The following is an 18,496-nucleotide window of genomic DNA, read 5'->3' on the forward strand; positions in this document are numbered from 1 at the left end:
ATAACGTCCTGTTGTTGGTGTTGCGCTTGACTACTAGGCGGTTAATACGAACGACTTAGTACATGCCGGCAAAAAAACTCAGCGCGCAGGGCCCTGCAGGTCGATCGTCTTCGTCGACCAGGTGCCGCGCTTGAGTTCGGCGTCGACATGCACGGTGGCGCGACCCTTGGGCCCGGCCAGGTCGAAACGTACGTCGGCATCGCCATCGGCTTTTGGATCCGCGTGGACGAAGGTGCGGCCGTTCGACGACGACGTCGTTGCCTCATGCGCATCGATATCGATGCGTCCCTGCACGGCCTTCGATGCCATCGCGACGGGCGTGCCGAGCCGAGCGATCACGCCGGGGTCGGCGGCGACGAGACGAAGCAGCGACTGGAACTCGGCGCTGTCGGAAATCTCCGGCGGCGGAGGTGGCGGTGGCGGGAGCGGCGGCATCGCGGCCATGGGTGGCAGCGGCGGCGGCGGGGGCGGAGGCGGCACGCCCACTGCGACCATGTCATCGGCCCAGCGACGCACACCGGCGTCCACCGGCTGCGGCGTTCCATCGCGCTTGAACACTTCGGTCACATGGCCGTTCGCGTCGACGTCGACGCGGTAATAGCGGTCGCCATCGATGCCATGCGCGGAGACCTCACGCATGTCGCCGGGATGCAGCGGGCCGTCGGTGGTGGAACGGATGCGCACGCCGGGTCGTGTGTTGCCGGCGATGCCGAGCTGCGCCACCAGCACGGTGCCGGTGATGAGCACCACGGCAATGCCGGCGCGGGTGCCCCAGCGTCCGCGCGAGGGCGGGCCTGAGATCAGTCGGGTGATGCGTTGCATGAGCGAGCCTCCATGGGCTGCGAGTACCAGGCGCGGGGCGAGTTGCCGCTGGCGCTCGAGTTGCGCGAGCGCTTCGGCCAGGGCGATGGCGTCCCCGCACGCCGTCACCGCGAGATCGTCACAGGCGTGTTCGCGCTCGATCCGGATGCGCCGGCCGAGCCACCACGCCGCGGGATGGAAGAACAGCAGCGATTCGACGACGCACTGCAGCCCGTTCCACAGCCAGTCCATGCGCGCGACATGCGCGAGCTCGTGCGCCAGCAGCGCCTCCACCTGCTCGCGCGGCAGCTGCGTGATCAGCGACAGCGGCAGCCAGATGACCGGGCGGAACAGCCGCGCGGTGAATGGCCCGACGACATCCTTCGACAGGCGCACCGACACATCGCGACCGATGCGCATCGCCGCGCACAGGCTGTCGACGCGACGCTGCCACTCGGGCGGCAATCGTTCGAACGGTTGCTTCTCCAGCGCGACCACCAACCGCCAGCCGCCGAGGTGTCGCAGCAACATCGCGGCCACGCCGGTCAACCACAGCAGCGTCAGCACGATCGCGAGCGGGCTCGACTGATGTTCGATCACGTGCCCCGCCCGGGTGACCTGCGGCGCCGCGACCGCCGCCAGCGATCCGCTATCGGTCACCGTCGCCGGCACCTGCCACAGATGCGGAAAGCTCGACACCGGCGCGATCACCATCGCCAGCAGGAAACCCATCGCCGCCGCATGCCGCAGCGATGCGCTCGACCGCGACATCGCCGCCAGCACCGCCCATGCGATCAGACCCAGCAGTGCGTCCTGCCACAGCGCGTGCAGCAGCGCCGATGCCAGTGCAGGTGCGATACCGAACTGCAGGGCGGCGAACGATTGCATCAGCCTTTCCGTTTCGCCTTGGCCTGCGCGATGAGCCGCGAGATTTCGTCGAGCTCTTCGGGCGTGGCGACGTCGTCATCGATCGCGCGTTGCACCAGCGTCAGCGCCGAGCCCGAGAACGCGCGGCGCATCAGGTCCTTCAGCAGGTTGGTCTGCACCACGGGTTCCGCCATCAGCGACAGATAGGTGTGGCTGCGCTCGGATTCGTCGCGGCGCACCAGGCCCTTGTCGGCCATGATCGTGAGCATCTTCAGCACCGTGGTGTAGGCGGTGTCCTTGCCTTTCGACAGCTCGGCATGCACCTCGCGCACGGTCATCGGCTCGCGGCGCGACCACAGCACGCGCAGGATCGCCAGCTCGCCTTCGGTGGGATTGGGTATCGACATCGGCGCCTCTCGGTGTGTACGGCGCTATTAGTACTACACCGTTAGTAGACGTCAACCGCCACTCGTCGGGATGACGCGCGAGCCACTCGAAGCGACCGCAGGCGACCCCGACGCCGCCTCAAAACATGCGCCGCCGTACGTCCCAAGCATTCGATTTCAGCCCGAACTGCTGCTGATAAGCGCATTAAACGCCACTGCTAGAATCGACCCTTCCCCTGTACACACTTGAACGGCCAAGGGGCCGTGGACGAATGATCGGCAATCTTTCCAGCGCCATTTCCGAAATGCTGCACGACGATCCGGACCCGGCCGAGAGCCGCGAATGGCTCGAGTCGATTTCCGCCGTCATCGACCGCTCGGGTCCCGAGCGCGCCCACCAGCTGCTGGAAGGCATGGTCGAGGTCACGCGCCGCGCCGGCGCGCACCTGCCGTTCAATCCCACCACCGAATACATCAACACCATTCCGCCGCACCTCGAGGCCAAGAGCCCCGGCGATTCCGCGATGGAATGGCGCATCCGCTCGATCCTGCGCTGGAACGCGATGGCGATGGTCGTGCGCGCCAACCGCAAGCCGGGTGAGCTCGGCGGCCACATCGCATCGTTCGCATCCAGCGCAACGCTGTACGACGTCGGCTTCAATCATTTCTGGCGCGCACCAAGCGCCGATCACCCGGGCGACGTCATCGCCGTGCAGGGCCACAGCTCGCCCGGCATGTACGCGCGCAGCTTCCTCGAAGGCCGCATCACCGAAGACCAGATCGACAACTTCCGCATGGAAGTCGACGGCCGCGGCGTCAGCTCGTATCCGCATCCGTGGCTGATGCCCGATTACTGGCAGCTGCCGACCGTGTCGATGGGCCTCGGCCCCATCGCCGCCATCTACCAGGCGCGCAACTGGAAGTACCTCGAAGGCCGCGGGCTGATTCCGAAGTCCGACCGCAAGGTCTGGTGCTTCCTCGGCGACGGTGAAACCGACGAACCCGAGAGCCTCGGCGCGATCAGCGTCGCCGGCCGCGAAGGCCTCGACAACCTCGTCTTCGTCGTCAACTGCAACCTGCAGCGCCTCGACGGCCCGGTGCGCGGCAACGGCAAGATCATCCAGGAACTGGAAGGCCAGTTCCGCGGCGCCGGCTGGAACGTCGTCAAGCTCGTCTGGGGCAGCTACTGGGATCCGCTTCTCGCACGCGACACCACCGGCAAGCTGCGCCAGCTGATGATGGAAACCGTCGACGGCGAATACCAGAACTGCAAGGCGTTCGGCGGCAAGTACACGCGCGACAACTTCTTCGGCAAGTATCCGGAGACCGCGCAGCTCGTCGCATCGATGTCCGACGACGACATCTGGCGCCTCAACCGTGGTGGCCACGATCCGCACAAGGTCTATGCCGCATACGACCTCGCGGTGAAGACCAAGGGCATGCCCACCGTCATCCTGGCCAAGACGGTGAAGGGCTACGGCATGGGCGCGGCGGGCGAAGCGCTCAACCCCACGCACAACACCAAGAAGCTCGACGACGAATCGGTGCGCGCCTACCGCGACCGCTTCCAGGTGCCGATCACCGACAAGCAGCTCGAAGGCGGCACGGTGCCGTTCTACCACCCGGGCAAGGATTCGCCGGAAGTCGAGTACATGCTCGAGCGTCGTCGCGCGCTCGGCGGTTTCCTGCCGCAGCGTCGCACCAAGGCCACGCAGTCGCTCGAAGCGCCCAAGCTCGAAGTGTTCGACCGCCTGCTCAAGAGCACGGGCGATCGCGAGATCTCCACCACCATGTCGTTCGTGCAGGCGCTCAACATCATCCTGCGCGACAAGCAGGTCGGCCCGCGCTGCGTGCCCATCGTCGCCGACGAAGCGCGCACCTTCGGCATGGAAGGCCTGTTCCGCCAGCTCGGCATCTACGCGCCGCAGGGCCAGAAGTACAAGCCGGTCGATCGCGACCAGCTCATGTACTACCGCGAAGACGCGGCCGGCCAGGTGCTGGAAGAAGGCATCACCGAAGCGGGCGCGTTCTCGAGCTGGATGGCCTCGGCCACCAGCTATTCGACGAACGACCTGCAGATGCTGCCGTTCTACATCTTCTATTCGATGTTCGGCTTCCAGCGCATCGGCGACAGCGCATGGCAGGCGGCGGACATGCGTGCGCGCGGCTTCTTGCTCGGTGCAACCGCCGGCCGCACCACGCTCAACGGCGAAGGCCTGCAGCACGAAGACGGCAACAGCCACCTCATCTCGTCGATGATCCCCAGCTGCCGCAGCTACGACCCCACGTTCGGTTACGAGGTCGCCGTCATCCTGCAGCACGGCATGCACCGCATGCTCAACGAGCAGCACGACGAGTACTACTACCTCACCCTGATGAACGAGAACTACGCCCACCCGGACATGCCGGAAGGCGCGGCCGACGGCATCATCAAGGGCATGTACCTGCTGCAGGGCGGCGCCAAGCCCAAGAAGGGCGAGAACCGCGTGCAGCTGATGGGCTCGGGCACGATCCTGCGCGAAGTCATCGCCGCAGCCGAACTGCTCGACAAGGATTTCGGCGTGACCGCCGACATCTGGTCCTGCCCCAGCTTCACCGAACTCGCCCGCGACGGCGTCGATGCCGAACGCTGGAACCGCCTGCACCCCGAAGACACCCAGCGCGTTCCGTACATCACGTCGCTACTGCAGGGCCGCCCCGGCCCCGCGATCGCCGCGACCGACTACGTCCGCAACTTCGCCAACCAGGTTCGCGAATACGTACCGATGCGCTACACCGTGCTCGGCACCGACGGCTTCGGCCGCAGCGATACGCGCGACAACCTGCGTCGCCACTTCGAGGTCGACCGCTTCCATATCGCACAGGCCGCGATTGCTGCGCTGGCGGCGGAAGGGAAGATGACGCAGAAGGATGTGGCGAGGGCGATCAAGCAGTACAGGTTGGATACGGACAAGCCGAATCCCATCACCGTCTAAAACGAAAGGAAAAGTCATGCAAATGGATTTGCACACCGGTCTGACAAGAGCGGTCCTCGCATCCTGCCTCGTGTTCTGCGCGGCAGGGTGCGCAATGTCGGCGACGCCAGCGCTCCAGAATCCCGCTAACCAGGCGGCGGACACGCGTTCATCGACGCCCACGGCGTGGCGACTCTCTGTATCGCCCGGCGATAGCGGTACCTATCAGATCCACGTTGCCGACTCGAGCGGACGCGAGCGCCAAGTCCTCGAAGGGCCGGACCGCACGCCGCCCTACACCGCGTCGGACCTTGTCCGGCTCGACGACTTCACCGGCGACGGCCAGCCCGACATCCTGGCCCGGGGCCACTCGGCGGGCGCTAGCGCGCTCACCAGCGAAACCATCTACGTCTATGACGTCGCCTCGGGCCACTTCCTCGATGCCGACGTCTTCGAGAACGAGGGCGAAGTCACCAAGACGGGCCCCGGATGTATCGCTGTCGAACACCGCAACCCCGACAACATCACGTACGCCAAGGATGCGTACTGCTGGAACGGTACGTGGGTGCGTGAGGGGAGTGCGCGCTGATGCCCTTCGATCAACAACGCTACGAACAGCTGCGCGCCGATCTGGTCGACCGCAACGAGGCGAACGTCGGCAACATCTATCTCGACGTGCTCGGCATTCCCACCGTCGGCATCGGCGTCGCGCTGACAGCGCGTCAAGCGGATCGCCTGATGGCGCTGGACGCCAACCACATCACCGCTCTGGGTGACGTCGTCAACCTCGACGCCGCGCAGCGGCAACAGCTCGCCGGTCTGTTGCAGAGCCACTTGGCCGTGCAGAACCAGCACATTGACGAGCGCCACAACTCGCTCCGCGATTTCCTGGCGTCCGATTTCGGCCAGTCGTCGCAGCAAATCTTTGGCACATTGGTCAACACGCGCCACGTCAGCCCAAGCGGAAGTTCGTGGTCATGGGATGTGCTGACAAGCGCCGACAGCCCCATGCAGGTGCAGCTGACGCACGAGCAATCCATCGCCTTGTTCAATCGCGTCGCGCCCGAATACGAGGGACGCCTGACGAACACACTGCGCCGCGCACATTGCCCAGCCGAAGCGTTATCCGAAGAGCAGCGCGCTGCGATTTTCTCGATGGTCTATCAGGGCGCCAGCGGCAAGGCGCAGCGCACCGCTGATGCAATCGGCGACTACTGGCGCGGTGAGCTCAACGAAGACCAGCTCCGCGCGCGACTGCGCACTGCAGTAAGCGACCCCGCGTTCGCCGAGCGTTCGCGCAACGAGCTGGCCTTCCTCGAAGCGATCGAGCCAAGGCCCGCCATGCGGACCAACGGTGCTCAGGCGGCACAGGGACACCCGGGGCACGCCGAGGAACGGCCTCGCGCCACCCCCCAACGCGATCGACCGCTTAGCAACGCCATTCCACCCATCGGCCCCGAAGCGGTCTTGCCACAGGCCGAGGGCAGAGCGCCTGCCTCCGCGCCCGAGGGCACGCAGCACAGCCGGTCACCGGATCGGTCGCCAACTGGCGCGCCGGACCCGTTGCACCGGCAAGCCGAGGCTGCGGTCAGGAGTCTGGACGCTTCGATGGGCAAGACGTTCGACGGGCACAGTCAAAACATGGCGGCGCGCCTGGCTTGCCTGGCGAAGGAAAACGGTTTCGACCGCATCGACCATGTTGTCCTGAGCGACGCTGCCGGCTCCGTTCGCAAGGGCGAGAACGTCTTCGTCGTCCAGGGCGGCCTTACCGACGCGACCAATCGGGTGGCCCACATGAAGACCCAAGACGCCATCACCGCGCCCGTCCATCAATCACTGCAGCAACTTGCTGCCACCGCGCCGGCACAGACGATGCAGACCCAGCACCTCGTACAGGATGCTGCGACGCGTCAGCCCTCGCATCGAATGACGGTGTAGGCTTCGGCCATGCATGCGTTCACCAACCCGGTTCGCGAATACGTACCGATGCGCTACACCGTGCTCGGCACCGACGGCTTCGGCCGCAGCGATACGCGCGACAACCTGCGTCGCCACTTCGAAGTCGATCGTTTCCACATCGCGCAGGCGGCGATCGCTGCGCTGGCGGCGGAAGGGAAGATGACGCAGAAGGATGTGGCGAGGGCGATCAAGCAGTACAGGTTGGATGTGGATAAGCCGAATCCGTTGACGGTCTGAACGCCAAAGCCCCCGATACCGGGGGCTTTTTGCTATGGCGAGGTGCGAATGTCCCTAGGCAGATATCCGGAAATTCCTGAGTCGCTCCGCGTGGCTGCGGCTACCGGCGCTTTGATTCCCTTCATTGGAGCTGGCGTGTCACGCCTGGCTGGCTGCCCAAGCTGGGAGGGTCTGGCGAACGACGCGCTGAATTGGTTCGTCGCGAAAGGAAAGATTACGCACGCCCAGCTTGACCAGATGTTGCGTTTGTCGCCGAGGGTGAAACTCTCTATCGCTGTGGGACTGGAACGCGAACACAAACTGACGATCGACTTTTCTGGCCTTCTTGCTGGCGGAACGGGTGCCGTAAGGGAGCTCGGTGAGCGTGTTTACGCCGACCTCTCGAAACTGGCATCGACCTTCGTCACCACGAACTACGACACTTGGCTTGACCGCGTTCCGGCTGAACCCGCGAACAACGACGCCTCGTCGGAAGAGAGTCATCTGCCGCCGACGCTTAGGAATGTTCGTCACTCGCGCGACCAGTTTGATATCGCTGCGCTGAGTCTTCCAAATAATGTCTTCCACATACACGGATCGCTGGAAAACCGGGAAGACATGGTTCTGACGACTGCGGACTATCTGACTCGATACATGGGTCACGGCTTTCACGGCGGCCAGCGTCAGGAAAATCGATACCTTTCATTCTTAGAGGCACTCTTCGCCACCAAAAGCGTCTTGTTCATTGGCTACGGCGCCGACGAACTTGAGATATTGGAGTACGTCATTCAGAAGGCGTCGTTCCACGAAGTTCACGACGATGGTGGAGCCAATGAGGAGCCGCGTCATTTCATCTTGAAAAGGGTTTTACTCGCATGAACGAGAGCAGATGGAATTCTTCTCTTCGTACTATGCGCGGGAATTCAACATCGAATTGATTCCGTTCTCGATGGACGACGGCGGCTGGAATCACTTGGCGAATGTGATCGAGTTCCTAGCCGCAGAAATCCCGGTGTCCGCCCCGCTCGCAACCCAGCGTCGTCTGGAAATGGAGCAGCTGCTCGATGATTAATTTGTCGCTAAAGCAGGTCGCGTTTCTAGATCGGATGGCCGAGAGCGAAGAGGACGAAGAGACCGGCTTTCGAATCTTAGCGGCACGACCTGATGCATCTCTGTTCTTCGCGGCGCTCGCAGACCGGGGGTTCTTCAGCCCGAACAAGAACAAGGGGCCAACTCCTTCGGCGCGGCAAGGGTTTGTCCACATACCGTATTGGCCCGCTCTCGGATACCTGGAGGTCTGCGCGAAGCACGCTGCTGACCAACGCGACGAAGCCTTGGGCCGCCGGATCCTTGACACCATCTTCTGCGTGACTACCGCGGATGCCGAGCCCGTAGACAACTACCACACCAACCGAGAGTTCGCTGAGATTGTCGCAAACATGCCCGTGGGCTGGATCGACGATCGATTGCTCGCGATGGTGCCTAGGTGGCTCGAAAGCCGCTTTGATACCGGCGGTGTCGTAGTCGAGTTGACAAAGCTTGTCAGAAACCTGAGTGCCAGTGAGAGCCAGGGTGCTTGGCAGTTAGCCTTTGGCCTTATTGATGAATGCACGGCCCTTACCGTCGCGGGTGCAGACGATGACGGCAAGGTGGCACTGCGTGCGGAGGACTACTGGGTAAACGAATTGGTCACTCATTCGTCGGTGAGCCTGGGACGGAAAATCGGCAATCAGATATGCGCGTTGTTCCTCGCTCGAATCACCGAGGTGTATGGAGTTGAAGACCGTCGGATGTCCAGCCCGTTCTATCGGCCCGCGATCGAAGATCACAGCCAAAATCATGACTGGTCGACGTTGGACAACCTCTTCGTCGTTGGGCTTCGCGATGCCCTTCTCTCGTGGATTGAAGTCGATAGCGATTGCGCAAAGTTGTTCGTTCTGGAGCTCTTGCAGTCGAACATAGGCGTGGCGCAGAGGATTGGTATTTACGCGCTTAACCAGCGCTGGGATTACCTGGGATCAAGCTATGACGATTTTCTTCCGCACATTAAGTTCTCAGCTGAGAACTTTCATGAGCTCTACTGGCTTCTGAAGGATCATTTCGGCCAGCTCCAGCTGACAGCACGCGCTGCAACCCTTAGGGCCATCGCCATATCTATCGCCGAGCGTGATGCTGACGCCGACTCGGCAGCGAAGTCCGAAGCCGATTTTTTGAACGCCTTGGCGGGCCAGGGCTTCGACGACGTTGAGGCACGGCGCGCCGAACTCATTGCGCGTGGCGCCCCGGTTGACGCGGGTGAGCACCCAGACTTCTATATCTATTCGGAGTCATTTTGGGGGCACGGGAACTCCCCATTTCAGCCGCAGGAACTACTGGCATTCGTCGCCAATGGGTCCTTCATCCAAAGGGTCAACGACTTTTCGGGCGACGGTGATTGGCGGGGGCCGACGCTTCGCGGACTAGTCGATGGCATAGCCGACGCTGTGGCGATGGCACCAGCTGACTTCGTTCCGATTATTGCGCGTACACGCGAACTGCATTGGTCGTATCAGTACGCGGTAGTCAACGGTTTTAAGAAGGCGTGGGACGACAGTGAACGCCCCTTTGACGCGCCGCTGTGGCACTCAATTTGGGGCGCACTTCTCGACTTCAGCGTTGAAGCCCTCAATGCAGATGATGTTTGGGATCGGAACGCGCGACAGCGCGACGATCTGGCGCCGACCGCCCGATGGCTGCCGTCTCTGATCGCGGATTTTGTACGCGCGGTGGCAGCTAACGATGAACGCACGTTGGGGCTGATGTTTGGGGAGACGGTTCTTAGGGTGGTTACGGTGCTGTTGGAGCGCTCTGAGCCGATGACACCACCGACGAATGACGCGATGACTGCTGCGATCAATTCGGAGCGGGGTCGCGCTATAGAAGCATTCTTCGCTTTGGCTTTGCGGCATGCACGAGAACGGAAGAAAGATGTAGTGGGTCCGGCTTTGGACTGGGTTTCATTTGAAACCGCCTTGGACCGCGAATTCCACGCAGCGGCGCTCCCTTCCTTGGAGGCTGTCACGCTTTGCGCGGCGTACCTTGCAAATCTTCTTTTTCTCTCGGAAGCGTGGCTGCAAGCAAACATCGCAAACGTTTTTCCGGTCGAACCTGATCGACTGGCTGCTGCGAAAGATGGAGTTGCTTATGCCCGCCTCAATAAGAGACTGTACAGACTTGTGCGCGAGCAAGGGCGGATCCGCCGAATGCTCGAGCTTCCCGTAACGCGCGACCGCTCGCATGAACATCTTCTGCAGCATGTCGCATTGGGGTATTTGTGGGGCGAGGAGCTACTCAATGGCGAGTTGCTCGCTTGGTTGTTCGAGGAAGGGCGCGTCAGCGACCTTGCGACGATCGCCAAATTGCTCGGCCACATGAAGGATCCCGCTATGGATGCCATTGTCGTGGAGCGCGTCTTAGCGTTTTGGGAAAGGTGCCGAGACATTCTCGAGCAGGGCGACGATGCATCGGGCGAGTTGGGCGCAGCCCTCGCTGGGATGTCCAGCTACGTGACGTCGCTCGACGCACGTCAACTCGATCTGATGAGGTTGGCCGCGCCATACGCCGGTCGGCGCCGAGGCTACGCGTTCGTGGAAGATTTGGAGCGGTTTGTTCCGTCCTATCCCCACGAAGTGTCCGAGCTTCTAGGGCTGGCACTTGGTGGTGCAATTCCGGATTACGACTATCAGGGTCGAATCGCACGGTTGCTGCGAGCGTTAGCGCAGCACGGCTGTCGCTCTGACGCGGCCCGTTATGCGGATCTGCTGCGCCATTTGCAGGGGATGAACGATCTCTATAGAGAGTTTGCTGCGTAGCGCGGACCGGGGCAGGTTCCGAAAGCAGGGGTCAGAGTGGGCGTTTCGCCGACCGCACCAATGGGGTCAGATTCCATTTTTACGGAATGAGGAAAAGGGGTCAGGTTCCATTTCGCCTCACGCCGCACCCAAAGCTTCGGGAGTGTGGTCCGCTTGCGACGCAAACCGCGGAGTCACCGAAGCAGCGTCACAGTGGACTTTCCGCAAGTAGATGCAATAACGAGTTCACAGAGGCACGAAAACCAATGAGTACCAGAGACAACGAAGTTCCCAAGCGTCGCGAATCCGTGCCGGCGCCTTGGCCTCCCCTTCTCGAGAAGGGTGACCCGAACGTGTGGGGTAGGGCGCACACGACAATCCTGCTGAAGGCCGTGGAGCGCAACGACGTGGGGCTCGTTACGCGGATTCTGGCGAGCGAGCTCTGGTCGTCGAAGGAAGGCGGGTTCGCGTACTTGCCTGCAATCATCCCTCTCGCCCATTCGGGAGCCATGGTGCGCTTGCTGGCACAGCACGGCGCCGATATCGAGGCGGCCGACCGCGATGGCCAGACGTGCTTCGTCCGCATGACGGCCAATGACGGGCGCGCCAAGGACCGGGTAGGCACCGTTCGAGCCTTGCTCGAGTCAGGCTTGAAGGTGAGGACCACCGACAGCGCGGAACAGTGGCAGGGCTGGTCGCGCATCCGCGCACTGCGCAGCGATCTACCGGGCTGGGAGGAGCTGGGCGACATGTTCCTTGCCGCGGGTGAGGACATCGACGCAACCATTGGCGAGCCGAAGCGCTACGGGACGGCTTTGCACCGGGCGGTCAGGAACTGCGATAAGCCGTTGGTTGCGTGGCTTCTGAAGAATGGAGCGGATACGCAGAAGAAAGACAGCGAAGGGCGCATCCCGGCCAACATCATCCACGAGCGCCGCCGTAGCGGCCTGGCGACGAATCTCGTCGGATCCTTCAGGCAGGACACCGCAGACATCGAAGCGATGTTGAACAAGCACGAGTACGACAGGACACACGGGCCGAAGGGGAACGGGCGTAGTTAGTACGCCGACGAAAGATGGGTCTTCGACTGCTAGCAGGGGTCAGAGTCGACTTCGCGCTCCAATAAACGGCTGAGGTTCACCTCACGCTGCCGCCTGGACGCGTCGGCGTTGGCTAGCCCGAACACACCAACCCAAAGCCGTTGACCCCGCACTTCGCCGCGATGTGGACACTGTCCGCAGGTCACATCGTCGAGCGTCCATGATTCCCCTCTCCGTCCTCGACCTCGCCCCAGTCGGTGAGGGCCGCGACGTCGCCCAAGCCTTCGCGCACATGCGCGATCTGGCGCGACATGCCGAGCAGCTCGGGTACCGCCGCTACTGGCTCGCCGAACACCACAACATGCCGGGGATCGCCAGCGCGGCTACCGCGGTGCTGATCGGGCACGTGGCGGGCGCGACGTCGACGATCCGCGTGGGTGCCGGCGGCGTGATGCTGCCGAACCATGCGCCGCTGCAGGTCGCCGAGCAGTTCGGCACGCTCGCCACGCTCTACCCCGGCCGCATCGATCTCGGCCTGGGGCGCGCGCCGGGCACAGACCAGCCGGCGACGCGCGCGCTGCGCCGCTACTACGCGGGTGCGGACGAGTTCCCGTCCGACGTCGCGGAGTTGCTGGGCTACTTCGAGCCGGTGCAGCCGGGGCAACTCGTGCAGGCGGTGCCCGGAAGCGGCGTCGAGGTCGAACCGTGGATCCTCGGGTCGAGCCTGTTCGGCGCGCAGCTCGCGGCACGGCTCGGCCTGCGCTACGCCTTCGCCTCGCACTTCGCACCCGCCGCGCTCGAGGACGCATTGCACGTCTACCGCGCGCGCTTCGAGCCGTCGGCAACGCTTGTATCGCCGCACGTGATGCTGGCGATCAATATCGTCTGCGCCGATACCGACGCCGAAGCGCGACGCCTGTTCACCACGCAGCAGCAGGCGTTCGTGAACCTCCGTCGCGGCCGACCGGGACTCGTGCCACCACCGCTGGCGTCGGCCGAAGAACTCGACACCTTCTGCAGCCCGATGGAAAAGGCCGGCATCGCACAGGCGCTCGCGTGCTCGGCCGTCGGTTCACCCGCGACGGTCGCCGCGTGGGTGCGTGCGTTCGTCGCACGCCATCAGCCCGACGAACTGATCGTGACCGCGAACATCCATGACCCCGATGCACGGCTGCGGTCGTATGCGTTGGCGATGGAGGCGTTGAGGGGTTGAGGCGGGCGTCGCAGTCAGCGGACCGACGCGGGTGCTGGTGAACGGATCGCGTGGTCGGGACGTGCCACGTTTCGTGTCGCACCTGCAAGAGCCCTGTGGCCGTGCCTTGTTACATGCCGTTCGAGAAATCCTCGATGTCCTCGCGTCGCGCCCAGCCCTGCGGGCAGTCCTCCGTGGGGCGGCCGTTCGATGCGATATGGCACTTCGTGGCGTCGAGATGCCAGCCAGTCGCCGAGCGATCCGCGTAGGTCGAGCAGAGACGGTTTCCGCGACAAGTCGGGACATCCGCCACGGGAACCGCTGCGACATAGAAGTACGACGGGTCTTGGCCTGCGCGGCCGATTGCCTGGATGCAGATCAGTTGCCCTGCGCTGAGCACGGCGGGTGTCGCTTCGTCCTTGGGCGGCAGCGCATCGCGCAACTCGGTGCCCTTATCGTCGGAGACTCCGCCGAAGAATCCGTCGGGACCGCAGGTCGGCATCAGCTCGACGTCGTAGATATCGCCGTTCTCGGGCTTGCCGCCGATGCAGTCCAGGTTCTGCCCGTTCCGTGTGCAGTCCACCTTGATCCGCTTGGCGAAGTCCTGAAGCGACTCGAGTGGGAGCGGCTTTGCGGGAGGTGCGGGCGCATTGGGCGGCCGAACCGTCGTGCTGGGCCGCCGGCCTGGCGACGCGGTCTCCGCGGCCGTTGGCTCCGCGACGTTGCACGAAGCCAGAAGCAGTGCTGCGGCGATGATGGCCGTGGTTCGAATCATCGTGACGCTCCTTGTCTGTGGTGGTGCTCCCGCCCGCGTTTCGGCCGACGCTTGCGACGTCGATACGACTAACGACCGGCGCTGAGTAGCATAGCGTCGAGCGCCAGCGCGTCGCGCAGCACGCGCTTGTTGAAGCGAACGTCGCGCGTCCTTGTCGCCACGCGCGTCGCCGACTAACCTCACGTCCGGCATGGACGCCGCATCGAACCCGAAGGCCTTTCGGGCGCGGTCGTCCGATCAAGGAGATCGAATGATTCGCACCCCCGCTATCGTGTTCTGCCTAACGCTTGCCGCGTGTTCGGCGCCGCATCCGACATCGACCGCCGACGCGCGGCCGCAGGCCACGCCGCCCAAGCCACAATCCGCGCCACTTCCTAGCGCGACGGTTGCGTCGCGCGGACTGCGCCCCTCGTACCAGACCTGCATCGAGCGCGCGGACGCCGTGATACCGGCGACGCAGGCCTGCATCGACGAAGAGGCCACTTATCAGCAGGCGCGACTGGACCGCGCCTTGGCCGATGCGAAACACGCGCAGCCTGCACAGGCTGCGGCACTGCAGTACCAACAGACCGCGTGGCAGGCGGACAGCGACGCAAAGTGTGCGTGGGACGAAAGCACCGAAGGCCAGCAGCAGCGCATTGAGGCGAACATGTGTTCCCTGAAAGCGATCGCGGCGCGCGCCGATGAGCTGAGCCGATAACTTTCATCGAAAGGAACTCCGATGAGCATGAGCAGCAAGGAAGCAAACGACATCGTCGCGGCGTGGCACCTTGGCCAGACTTCACAACGCTATGAATCGTCGGGGTTGGGGGCGGGCGTCGTGTCCAGCGGGCACCACGACCACGGCGGGGCGTCTTACGGTACGTATCAGTTGTCGAGCCGCGAAGGGACCGTGCAGGAGTACTTGGCCCAGTCCCGATACGGAAAGGAATTCGCCGGTCTCGCGCCCGCGACGCCCGCGTTCGATGCGAAATGGAAGGAAGTCGCCGCGCGCGACCCCGCGTTCGGCACCGACCAGCATGACTTCATCGGTCGCTCCCACTACGGTGCGCAGCTGCAACGATTGCACGATGCCGGCTTCGACATGAGCGGCCGCGGCCGGGCAGTGCAGGATTGCGTCTGGAGTACATCTGTGCAGTTCCGCAATATGACACCCGGCATCTTCCGGGGCGGGCTGCACGAGCGTTTCGGCAAGGGTGTCGACGTCAAAGCCCTCAGCGACGCGGATATCGTAGGCGCCGTGCAGGACTACAAGATCGCGCACAACGCGACCCTGTTTTCGAAGTCGCCCGAGTGGCAGCCGAATCTGCGGCGGCGTGCCGAGCATGAGCGCGCAGATTTGCTGAACCTCGCGGAAGCGGAGCGGCTCGCGCCGAGAGCCATCGACCCATCGTCGCTCCAGCCATCGTCCGCAGGCCACGGTGCACCAGCACCTCATCACGCGCCGCCACATGCAGCACCCCGTCCGTCGTCAGCTACGCATGCCCAGCAGGAGCTCGCGCATCTGGGTTACACAGGGCTCGATGGTCGGCTTATCCGAGCGGACGGCCACGCCGGTCGGAATACGCACCACGCGATCGAGCAATACCAACGGGATCACCACCTCCCTGCAACAGGCAGGCTCGATCAAGCGACGCAAGCACGCCTCGATCGCGACGACCGTACGATGGCCAGCAGCACGCATCCGGCGCACGGTTTGTACGCCGAGTCATTAAGTGCAGTCGCGGAGCTCGACCGCCGGCTGGGCGTGCGCGGCAGTTCGCATTCCATCGCATTGGCAGGCGTCGTCGCCGCGGAAGCCGCGCGAGCGGGGATGACGCACGTCGATCGGGTCGAGCTATCGCGCGACGGAAAGCTGGCGCAGGCCGTGCAGTTCCGCAACGGCGCAGATGTCTGGGTGACTAATCACACCAGCGCGCCAATCAACCTCGCGAGTGCCTTGCACCAATCGCTGGAAGCCAGCAGTGACGATGCTCGCGCAGCCATGGCATCTCAAGCGCAGACGCACGAGCATTCTGCGCGTGAACATGCGCCGATGCGGGCCCCTGTGCTCTAGGCGTTCTGAAACGTCGATGCAAATCGGAGTCCAGTTCCATCCCCCGCTTCGTGGTGCGGCACGAACGTTGCCCAGTGGCAGCCGCATCCGGCAGCCGGGGCTGCTTGAAGCAAACGTCGTGCGTTCGCGTTGATCGGCGAAACCCGAACCGATCTCGCGTCTGATATCGACAGCGCATCGAACCCGAAGGCCTTTCGCATCGCAGCGTTGAAGCACCAAACAAAAGGCCCCGAAGGCGGAGCCTTTTGCTTACGCGACAACCGATCCGATCACATCACGGCGGGCAAGTCTTCAACATCGCGATCGCGGCCTTGACGCCGGTGTCCGCCACTGCGTCGCGCAGTGCCGCAGTCTGCGGGTTGAAGTCGTTCTGGATCGGCCCGACCGGGCAGCTGCCGCGCTCCGGGGACGAGAACTCCTCGATCAGCGTGCCGAACGTGTGGCCGTCCTTGTAGAACCAGTCGTTGGAATCGCCGTAGACCATGTAGTGCGGCGTTGCGCAGCCGTCGACGACGCCGACCGTGGCGTAATCGTCCTGCACGTCGGTGTAGCTGGCGGCGGTTGCCATTGCCTTGGTCAGTTTGTCGAACGGTGCGACGTCGGGCGGGTTGAGGTTGGTCGCGGGCGGCACCGCGACGTGGCCCATCGGGTGCCCGACCACGCCGCCGTAGCTGTGCCACGACAGCATGCAGGCCAAGCCGTCGACCTCGCGCTTGTTGCGCGTCAGGAACTGGCTGTGTGCGAGGCCACGCACGGCCTGCGTTTCCACTTCGGAGAACGGCGAAGGCCCGGGGTAGGTGTCGTTGTCGGGTACGAGATTGCCGGCTGCATCGACGCCGCTCATGCCCATGTCGGGCAGCGACATGCGCTGCGCCTGCGTGAACGTCGACGGGTGTCCGAACGCGTAGTTGCGGTTGAGGTCGATGCCGCAGCGCTTCTGCCCGTCGACCAGGCGCGTGTTCTTGCGCCAGTCGACCTGGTTGGCGACCGCGCGGTCGTAGCCGTTCGGGTTGACCACCGGGATCACCCAGATCTCGCGCGAGTCGACCAGCTTCGTGATCGTGCTGTTGCTGCCGTAGCCGTCGGTCAACGCTTGCAGCAGTCGCATCGTCTGGTAGGCGGTGATCAGCTCGCGCGCATGATGCACGCCGAGAAATGCGACTTCAGGCTCGGGATCGTTCTGTTGCGGATTGGCCGACACCTTCACCGCGTAGATCGTGCGCCCGACGCGTCGCTTGCCGTCGCAGCTGTCGATGGTCTGCCCGGTCCAGTGGAACAGCCGCACCAGTGACGGATACGCCGTCGCGAGTTTGGACAGTTCCTGCTCGATCTCGGTGTATGTCTTGTAGATGCCGGGCGAGTTGTGCGGGTTGTACAGCGCGCGCTGCATCAACGCGGCGGAGGGCCGAATGCGCGGCGTGGTTGCCGTCACCAGCGGCGCGGTGACGTCGGGATACGGCAACTGCTTCGCGAGCGCGGCGGGGAAGTCACTGCCCTTGCGGATGCGAACGAGCGCTTCGCCCATCGCCGGGCTGTAGGTCGTACCCATCAGGTCGGCGAGCGGGCCTTTCAGCGGCTTGCCGACGGGTGACTGGTCCGCCGAATAGGCCTGGAAGTCGCTGACGCCGTCGCCGTTGCTGTCGACCTTGTGCGGCGACGAACCGAGTTTTGTTTCCAACGCATCGCCTAGGCCGTCGAAGTCCGCGTCGATGGTTTTCTCGCGCGGGTCGAAACCGAAGTACGCATTGATGACTTCGTCGAAGTCGCTCCAGCCGTCGCCATCGGTATCGGCCGACGTAGGATCGGTGCCCAGCTCCGCTTCGCGTGCGTCGGTGAGGCCGTCGTGGTCGCGATCGGTGTTGGGCTTCGTGGGATCGAAACCGAATTCGGCCAGGCGATCTTCTACGCCGTCGGCATAACCGTCCTGGTCCGTGTCCGCCTGTTCCGCGTTGCTGCCGAGATCGCGTTCGCGATCGTCGGGCACGCCGTCCTTGTCGCGATCGGTGCCGGGAAGCGACTGTCCGTTGCCGATGGGGATCGCACCCCATGCGGTCGAGCCCGGTGTATCGGCGGAATGCGTCGGCGCGGGCGTGCAACCGTTGACGGCGGCGAGCCCGAGTAATGTGCACGTCGCGATCGCGAGGATGCGCAGCGGCGGCGCGGGCAATGCGGGTGTATTCGGCTTCATCGTGCATCTCCATTTGCGGCGAACGAGCGAATCCGGGCTCTGCGCGCAGTGTTGCCCTCAACGCGACGCGCCGACCGACCGCTCGGCGGCGAGGGAGCTCTGCAGTGATGTGCGGCAAGCGGCTGGAGCGCGGTTTCGCTGCAAGCGGGCACGGCCGTGCGGCGCGTCGAGCGAGTGCGACGGTGTCGGAGTTGGTTGGGGTTGGAACGTGGGTGCGGCTTATGCCGCTTCG

The 18,496-nt window shown here is 63.9% G+C and carries 14 protein-coding genes and 1 pseudogene; 11 read left to right on the forward strand and 4 right to left on the reverse strand.

Features of this window, described 5'->3' with window-relative positions; all coding sequences use genetic code 11:
- Positions 1–78 precede the first annotated feature (78 nt).
- Positions 79–1,689 carry a M56 family metallopeptidase gene (locus ACVWWW_RS02970; RefSeq protein WP_027083946.1) on the reverse strand — a complete coding sequence of 537 codons (1,611 nt, stop codon included), beginning with the start codon at positions 1,687–1,689 and terminating at the stop codon, positions 79–81.
- Positions 1,689–2,075, reverse strand: a complete 387-nt coding sequence (locus ACVWWW_RS02975) for a BlaI/MecI/CopY family transcriptional regulator (RefSeq protein WP_027083945.1) — start codon at positions 2,073–2,075, stop codon at positions 1,689–1,691. The genes ACVWWW_RS02970 and ACVWWW_RS02975 overlap by 1 nt, the downstream gene beginning before the upstream one ends.
- Positions 2,076–2,359: 284 nt before the next feature.
- Here ACVWWW_RS02975 and aceE point away from each other — a divergent pair, with 284 nt between their 5' ends.
- From aceE to ACVWWW_RS03020, 9 genes and pseudogenes are all read left to right on the forward strand, one after another.
- Complete coding sequence (gene aceE / locus ACVWWW_RS02980) at positions 2,360–5,029, forward strand: pyruvate dehydrogenase (acetyl-transferring), homodimeric type (RefSeq protein WP_081672348.1); 2,670 nt, start codon at positions 2,360–2,362, stop codon at positions 5,027–5,029.
- A gap of 94 nt (positions 5,030–5,123) precedes the next feature.
- On the forward strand, positions 5,124–5,597 hold the full coding sequence (locus ACVWWW_RS02985) for a hypothetical protein (protein ID WP_036143241.1): 474 nt from the start codon (positions 5,124–5,126) through the stop codon (positions 5,595–5,597).
- Positions 5,597–6,946 carry an XVIPCD domain-containing protein gene (locus tag ACVWWW_RS02990; protein WP_051235566.1) on the forward strand — a complete coding sequence of 450 codons (1,350 nt, stop codon included), beginning with the start codon at positions 5,597–5,599 and terminating at the stop codon, positions 6,944–6,946. The genes ACVWWW_RS02985 and ACVWWW_RS02990 overlap by 1 nt, the downstream gene beginning before the upstream one ends.
- Positions 6,947–6,964: 18 nt before the next feature.
- Positions 6,965–7,204 (forward strand): annotated as a pseudogene (locus ACVWWW_RS02995) (hypothetical protein); the annotation flags it as partial.
- 135 nt (positions 7,205–7,339) lie between these two features.
- Positions 7,340–8,062 (forward strand): SIR2 family protein, encoded by a 723-nt coding sequence (locus tag ACVWWW_RS03000; RefSeq protein ID WP_456998629.1) that lies wholly within the window; start codon positions 7,340–7,342, stop codon positions 8,060–8,062.
- Positions 8,063–8,072: 10 nt separating this feature from the next.
- Positions 8,073–8,255, forward strand: a complete 183-nt coding sequence (locus ACVWWW_RS03005) for a hypothetical protein (protein WP_456998630.1) — start codon at positions 8,073–8,075, stop codon at positions 8,253–8,255.
- Positions 8,248–11,034: a hypothetical protein gene (locus ACVWWW_RS03010; protein WP_027083940.1), complete on the forward strand. Its 2,787-nt coding sequence runs from the start codon at positions 8,248–8,250 to the stop codon at positions 11,032–11,034. Before ACVWWW_RS03005 ends, ACVWWW_RS03010 begins: the two co-directional genes overlap by 8 nt.
- 245 nt (positions 11,035–11,279) lie before the next feature.
- Positions 11,280–12,074: an ankyrin repeat domain-containing protein gene (locus tag ACVWWW_RS03015; RefSeq protein ID WP_196804425.1), complete on the forward strand. Its 795-nt coding sequence runs from the start codon at positions 11,280–11,282 to the stop codon at positions 12,072–12,074.
- A 199-nt stretch (positions 12,075–12,273) separates the two neighbouring features.
- Positions 12,274–13,266 carry an LLM class flavin-dependent oxidoreductase gene (locus ACVWWW_RS03020; RefSeq protein WP_027083938.1) on the forward strand — a complete coding sequence of 331 codons (993 nt, stop codon included), beginning with the start codon at positions 12,274–12,276 and terminating at the stop codon, positions 13,264–13,266.
- A 109-nt stretch (positions 13,267–13,375) separates the two neighbouring features.
- Here the strand turns inward: ACVWWW_RS03020 and ACVWWW_RS03025 are convergent, their stop codons facing one another.
- A complete protein-coding gene (locus tag ACVWWW_RS03025; protein WP_155914443.1) occupies positions 13,376–13,828 on the reverse strand; it encodes a hypothetical protein in 453 nt (150 codons plus the stop codon).
- A 382-nt stretch (positions 13,829–14,210) separates the two neighbouring features.
- Here ACVWWW_RS03025 and ACVWWW_RS03030 point away from each other — a divergent pair, with 382 nt between their 5' ends.
- Positions 14,211–14,720 (forward strand): lysozyme inhibitor LprI family protein, encoded by a 510-nt coding sequence (locus ACVWWW_RS03030; RefSeq protein WP_081672296.1) that lies wholly within the window; start codon positions 14,211–14,213, stop codon positions 14,718–14,720.
- A 21-nt stretch (positions 14,721–14,741) separates the two neighbouring features.
- Positions 14,742–16,076 carry a peptidoglycan-binding domain-containing protein gene (locus tag ACVWWW_RS03035; protein WP_051235561.1) on the forward strand — a complete coding sequence of 445 codons (1,335 nt, stop codon included), beginning with the start codon at positions 14,742–14,744 and terminating at the stop codon, positions 16,074–16,076.
- A 274-nt stretch (positions 16,077–16,350) separates the two neighbouring features.
- On the opposite strand, the gene ACVWWW_RS03040 is transcribed toward ACVWWW_RS03035, so the two are convergent.
- Complete coding sequence (locus ACVWWW_RS03040; RefSeq protein ID WP_051235559.1) at positions 16,351–18,264, reverse strand: M14 family zinc carboxypeptidase; 1,914 nt, start codon at positions 18,262–18,264, stop codon at positions 16,351–16,353.
- Positions 18,265–18,496: the final 232 nt, after the last annotated feature.

This window comes from Lysobacter sp. HA18 (genome assembly GCF_054057595.1).

Coding starts and splice junctions, on each gene's coding strand:
- ACVWWW_RS02970 (WP_027083946.1), bottom strand. CDS start 1,689: ATGCAATCGTTCGCCGCCCTGCAGTTCGGTATCGCACCTGCACTGGCA.
- ACVWWW_RS02975 (WP_027083945.1), bottom strand. CDS start 2,075: ATGTCGATACCCAATCCCACCGAAGGCGAGCTGGCGATCCTGCGCGTG.
- aceE (WP_081672348.1), top strand. CDS start 2,360: ATGCTGCACGACGATCCGGACCCGGCCGAGAGCCGCGAATGGCTCGAG.
- ACVWWW_RS02985 (WP_036143241.1), top strand. CDS start 5,124: ATGTCGGCGACGCCAGCGCTCCAGAATCCCGCTAACCAGGCGGCGGAC.
- ACVWWW_RS02990 (WP_051235566.1), top strand. CDS start 5,597: ATGCCCTTCGATCAACAACGCTACGAACAGCTGCGCGCCGATCTGGTC.
- ACVWWW_RS03005 (WP_456998630.1), top strand. CDS start 8,073: ATGGAATTCTTCTCTTCGTACTATGCGCGGGAATTCAACATCGAATTG.
- ACVWWW_RS03010 (WP_027083940.1), top strand. CDS start 8,248: ATGATTAATTTGTCGCTAAAGCAGGTCGCGTTTCTAGATCGGATGGCC.
- ACVWWW_RS03015 (WP_196804425.1), top strand. CDS start 11,280: ATGAGTACCAGAGACAACGAAGTTCCCAAGCGTCGCGAATCCGTGCCG.
- ACVWWW_RS03020 (WP_027083938.1), top strand. CDS start 12,274: ATGATTCCCCTCTCCGTCCTCGACCTCGCCCCAGTCGGTGAGGGCCGC.
- ACVWWW_RS03030 (WP_081672296.1), top strand. CDS start 14,211: ATGGACGCCGCATCGAACCCGAAGGCCTTTCGGGCGCGGTCGTCCGAT.
- ACVWWW_RS03035 (WP_051235561.1), top strand. CDS start 14,742: ATGAGCATGAGCAGCAAGGAAGCAAACGACATCGTCGCGGCGTGGCAC.
- ACVWWW_RS03040 (WP_051235559.1), bottom strand. CDS start 18,264: ATGAAGCCGAATACACCCGCATTGCCCGCGCCGCCGCTGCGCATCCTC.